Source organism: Bradyrhizobium sp. (assembly GCF_030646015.1).
In the GTDB taxonomy this organism is placed as follows: Bacteria; Pseudomonadota; Alphaproteobacteria; order Rhizobiales; family Xanthobacteraceae; genus Bradyrhizobium.
Genome location: NZ_JAUSLT010000063.1, coordinates 1 through 4,548, shown reverse-complemented (window position 1 = coordinate 4,548; position 4,548 = coordinate 1). Strand labels below are relative to the sequence as shown.

4 protein-coding genes and 1 pseudogene are annotated in these 4,548 nt (G+C 64.6%); all 5 read right to left on the bottom strand.

Translation table 11 applies throughout. The annotated features are described in order from the left end of the window. Nucleotides 1-186, bottom strand: a pseudogene (locus Q7T45_RS08680) (ribonuclease III); the annotation flags it as partial. Further along, nucleotides 183-944, bottom strand: coding sequence for a signal peptidase I (gene lepB, locus Q7T45_RS08675; protein ID WP_304869747.1), 762 nt, complete (start codon nucleotides 942-944; stop codon nucleotides 183-185). The pseudogene Q7T45_RS08680 and the gene lepB, both read right to left, overlap by 4 nt. Before the next feature lie 276 nt (nucleotides 945-1,220). Further along, nucleotides 1,221-1,640, bottom strand: coding sequence for a holo-ACP synthase (gene acpS / locus Q7T45_RS08670; RefSeq protein ID WP_304869745.1), 420 nt, complete (start codon nucleotides 1,638-1,640; stop codon nucleotides 1,221-1,223). Further along, the gene (locus Q7T45_RS08665; protein ID WP_304869743.1) at nucleotides 1,637-2,425 is read right to left on the bottom strand and encodes a pyridoxine 5'-phosphate synthase; all 789 of its coding nucleotides are present in this window, start codon (nucleotides 2,423-2,425) and stop codon (nucleotides 1,637-1,639) included. Before Q7T45_RS08665 ends, acpS begins: the two co-directional genes overlap by 4 nt. A 153-nt stretch (nucleotides 2,426-2,578) precedes the next feature. Continuing rightward, on the bottom strand, nucleotides 2,579-4,548 hold a 1,970-nt coding region (locus Q7T45_RS08660), incomplete at its 5' end, for a bifunctional (p)ppGpp synthetase/guanosine-3',5'-bis(diphosphate) 3'-pyrophosphohydrolase (RefSeq protein ID WP_304869741.1).

Genomic DNA, 4,548 nt, shown 5'->3' with positions numbered 1-4,548 from the left:
TGCGGTCGCCAGCAGATCGGGATCGGCGAATTTGTGCCCGACCCGGGCCTCGATCGCGGCGGTGGCGGCCCTGGCGCTGACCTTGCTGCGCTTCTTCTTCACCGCCACTTCGCTGCCGGCGTCGGGCTGGGGGCGCGCTTCGCCGGACACGGACGAGGTCTGGAGATCAGGCGATTCGTCGTTCATCGCACGATTGAAAATATGCGATTCCAGCGCACCGCAGTCGGCCAGCGCCAGAACATCCAGGCGTGTTCGCCCTCGGCAATGGAGAAGAAAATCATCTGGGCGCGGCCGACGATGTTCTCGAACGGCACGTAGCCCACCGCCGACAATACCCGGCTGTCGGTGGAGTTGTCGCGGTTGTCGCCCATCATGAAGAGGTGGCCGGCCGGCACGGTATAGACCGTGGTGTTGTCGTAGAATCCGTTGTCGACGCAATCCAGCGACTCATAGGTGACGCCGTTCGGCAGCGTCTCCTTCCAGCGCTTGACCCGCGCCGTGGCGTCGGACGACCCGCAGGGGTCCTCGCCGATGAAGTCGCTGAGCCGCTCGCGCTTGACCGGCGCTTCGTTGATGTAGAGCAGGCCCTCCTTCATCTGGAGGCGGTCGCCGGGCAGCCCGATCACGCGCTTGATGTAGTCGGTGGAATCGTCCTTCGGCAGGCGGAACACGATGATATCGCCGCGCGCCGGCTCGGAGCCGAAGATGCGTCCGGAAAACAACGGCGGCGACAACGGGATCGAATAGTGGCTGTAGCCGTAGGAATATTTCGAGACGAACAGGTAATCGCCGACCAGCAGCGTCGCCTTCATCGATCCCGAGGGGATGTTGAAGGGCTGAAACAGGAAGGTGCGGATCACGAGGGCGATCAGGAGCGCATGGATGACGACGCGGATGGTTTCACCCAAGCCGCTTTCAGTTTTTGTGCCGGATGTCACGCTCATCGCTTTCCCAATTTCCGTCGCGATCGACGCGCGGTGGCAGAGCATTTTCCTCACGCGAATCGCTTTTCGCTTCGCGTCAAGAAAATGCTCTTGATTCTGATATTGTGGACCAGTCCCGGCGCTGGCCTGAACTCGCCCTGTTCGATATCCCTGCGGCGTTTTAGACGGTTGTTCGCAGCCGCGCAATCAACGGTCGCATCAAAACTTGCTAATCCATTGAGTTGGCGAGGATTTTTAGTTTTGCACCGGACCGCGGAAGATGCCGGCGCCGGCGCCTCAGGCTTTGACCGGATTGACCGCCGAAATTATGACGAAGGCCTGCGCCAGCGGCCAATCGTCGGTAATCGACAGATCGATTCGTGCCACCAGGCCCTCCGGCGTCAGCGCCTGAAGCCTGGCCAGCGCCCCGCCGGTCAGCTGCATGGTCGGCCGCCCCCCCGGCAGGTTGACCACCCCCATATCCCGCCACCAGACGCCCCGGCGGATCCCGGTGCCCAGCGCCTTGGAACAGGCCTCCTTGGCGGCAAACCGCTTGGCATAGGTCGCCACCACCATTTTCTCGCTATTGGCGCGGCGCCCGGCCCGGGCGCGCTCGGCGTCGGTGAAAACCCTGTCGAGGAAGCGGTCGCCGTGGCGCTCGATCACCTTGGCGACCCGGCGGATGTCGATCAGGTCGGAGCCGATGCCGATGATCATGCCCTGCCCGTCCGCCTCTTGGCATCGCCGCTTGCGAGCTTCGCGCGCCCGCGGTCCATCGCCGCCCGCATGGTCCGGACGGTCTCCCCGAGCCCGACGAACAGCGCCTCCCCGATCATATAGTAGCCGATGTTCAGCTCCATGATCTCGGGCACGGCCGCGATCGTCTCCGCGGTCGCATAATCGAGGCCGTGGCCGGCATGGACCTCGAGGCCTGCCGCGCGCGCCAGTGCGGCGCCGGCGACGATGCGCTGCCATTCGGATTCCGCTTTTGCGGCGTGGCCGTCGACGACGGCATCGCACCAGGCGCCGGTGTGGATCTCGATGACCGGCGCACGCAGCCTGGCGGCCATTTCGATCTGGGCGGGGTCGGCGGCGATGAATAGCGACACCCGCACCCCGGCATCGTTCAGGCGCGCGATGAACGGCGCCAGCGCATTGTGCTGCCCGACCACGTCGAGGCCGCCCTCGGTCGTCAGTTCCTCGCGGCGTTCCGGCACCAGGCACACCGCGTGCGGTTTGGTCGCCAGCGCGATCCGCAGCATGTCCTCGGTCGCCGCCATCTCGAAGTTCAGCGGCTTGGAAATCTCCGCCTTCAGCCGCGCCATGTCGTCGTCGCGGATGTGGCGGCGATCCTCGCGCAAATGCGCGGTAATGCCGTCGGCGCCGGCTTCGATCGCGACCAGGGCCGCACGCACCGGATCCGGCCGCTCGCCCGCCCTGGCGTTGCGAAGGGTGGCGACGTGGTCGACATTGACGCCGAGACGCAGGGGGGGAGCAGGCATGCGGACTTCCGACGCAGTTTGGAGGACGACAAAGACACTCGAACCGTCACGCGCGGGCAAAAGCGCGAAGCGCGTCTTCACCCAATATACCCGCGTATCCATCTTCTTCGTAAAGATGGATTGCCGGGTCAAGCCCGGCAATGACGAGCTTGGTTATCCATTGACGCGGTCGACCCGTGCGACGACGGCCTTGGCGCGCAACTGGGCGATGATAGCGCTGAGATGCTTCAGGTCATAGACCTCGAGATCGACGGTGAGCTCGGTGAAGTCGGGCGAACGCCTGGACATGCTGATATTGTCGATATTGCCGTCATGCTCGGCGATCACGGTCGCCACCTGGGCGAGACTTCCGGGCTCGTTGACGTTGTCGATCCGGATCCGCGCCGGAAAGCGCTGCGGCATGGTCTCGTCGATGTCCCAACGCACGTCGAGCCAGCGCTCCGGCTCCTCCTCGAAATCCTTCAGCGCCGGCGACTGGATCGGATAGATCGTGATGCCCTCCCCCGGCGTCACGATCCCGACAATGCGGTCGCCCGGCACCGCGCCGCCGTTCGGCGCGAATTTCACGGGCAGGTCGGAATTGATGCCGCGGATCGGGATCACCGAGGCGGCCCGCGCCGGATGGTGCGGATCGGCTTTCAGCTTCAGCTTGACCGCGAGGCTCTTCTTGGCGCCATAGCGCACCACCCGCTCTTCCTTGTAGTCGGGGTACATCGCGCGCGCGACGTCGGAGGCCTTCATCTCGCCGCGTCCGACCGACGCCATCACGTCGTCGATCGAGGCGCGCGCCAGCCGCGGCAGCGCGCCCTTGAGCTTGTCGTCGGCGTATTCGATCTTGGCGCGCGCGAACAGCCGCTCGACGATGCGGCGGCCGAGTCCGGCATATTGATCGCGCACCGCGGTTCGGGTCGCGCGCCGGATCGCCGCCCGCGCCTTGCCGGTGACCGCCAGCGATTCCCACGCCGACGGGGGTGCTGCCTGCGCTTCCGAGGTCAGCACCTCGACCTCGTCGCCGTTCTGCAGCTCGGACGAAAGGGGTGCGAACTTGCCGTTGATCTTGCAGCCGACCGCGCTGTTGCCGACGTCGGTATGCACCGCATAGGCGAAGTCGATCACATTGGCCTCGCGCGGCAGCGCGATCAGCTTTCCCTTCGGGGTGAAGCAGAACACCTGATCGTGAAACAGCTCGAGCTTGGTATGTTCGAGGAACTCTTCCGGGTTGGCGCTGTCGGACAGGATTCCGATGGTGTGACGCAGCCAGGCGAAGGCATTGGATTCGCGCTTCAGGAGTTCGGTCGGTGATCCCACGCCATCCTTGTAGAACGCATGCGCGGCGATGCCCAGTTCCGCGATCTGGTCCATCTCCTCGGTGCGGATCTGCAATTCGACGCGCTGGTTGCCGGGACCGATCACGGTGGTGTGAATCGAGCGGTAGTCGTTCTGCTTCGGCGTCGAGATGTAATCCTTGAAGCGGCCGGGCACCACCGGCCAGGTGGTGTGCACGACGCCGAGCGCGCGGTAGCAGGCCTCGACGTCGGCCATCACGACACGGAATCCGAAGATATCGGACAATTGCTCGAAGCCGACCGACTTGCGCTCCATCTTGGTCCAGATCGAAAACGGCCGCTTGCGCCGGCCATAGACATGCGCCGTCATGCCGTTTTTCTGCAGATTCTTGGTGAGCTGGCTCTCGATCTCACCGATCAAATTGCGGTTGCGCTCTTCCAGCGCTTCCAGCCGTTGCATCACCACGGCGTGAGCTTCCGGATCGAGCATGCGGAACGAAAGGTCTTCGAGCTCCTCCCGCATCTCCTGCATGCCCATGCGGCCGGAGAGCGGCGCATAGATGTCGAGCGTCTCCTCGGCGATGCGGCGGCGCGAGTTGGGCGGCACGAATTCGAGCGTGCGCATGTTGTGCAGGCGATCGGCGAGCTTGATCAGGAGAACGCGGACGTCGTCGGCGATCGCCAGCAGCAGCTTGCGCAGGTTCTCGGCCTGATTGGCCTCGCGCGACACCAGTTCCAGCCGTTTCAGCTTGGTGAGCCCCTCCACCAGGGCGCCGATCTCGTGGCCGAAAACCTGATCGATTTCGGCGCGGGTAGCCTCGGTATCCTCGATGGTGT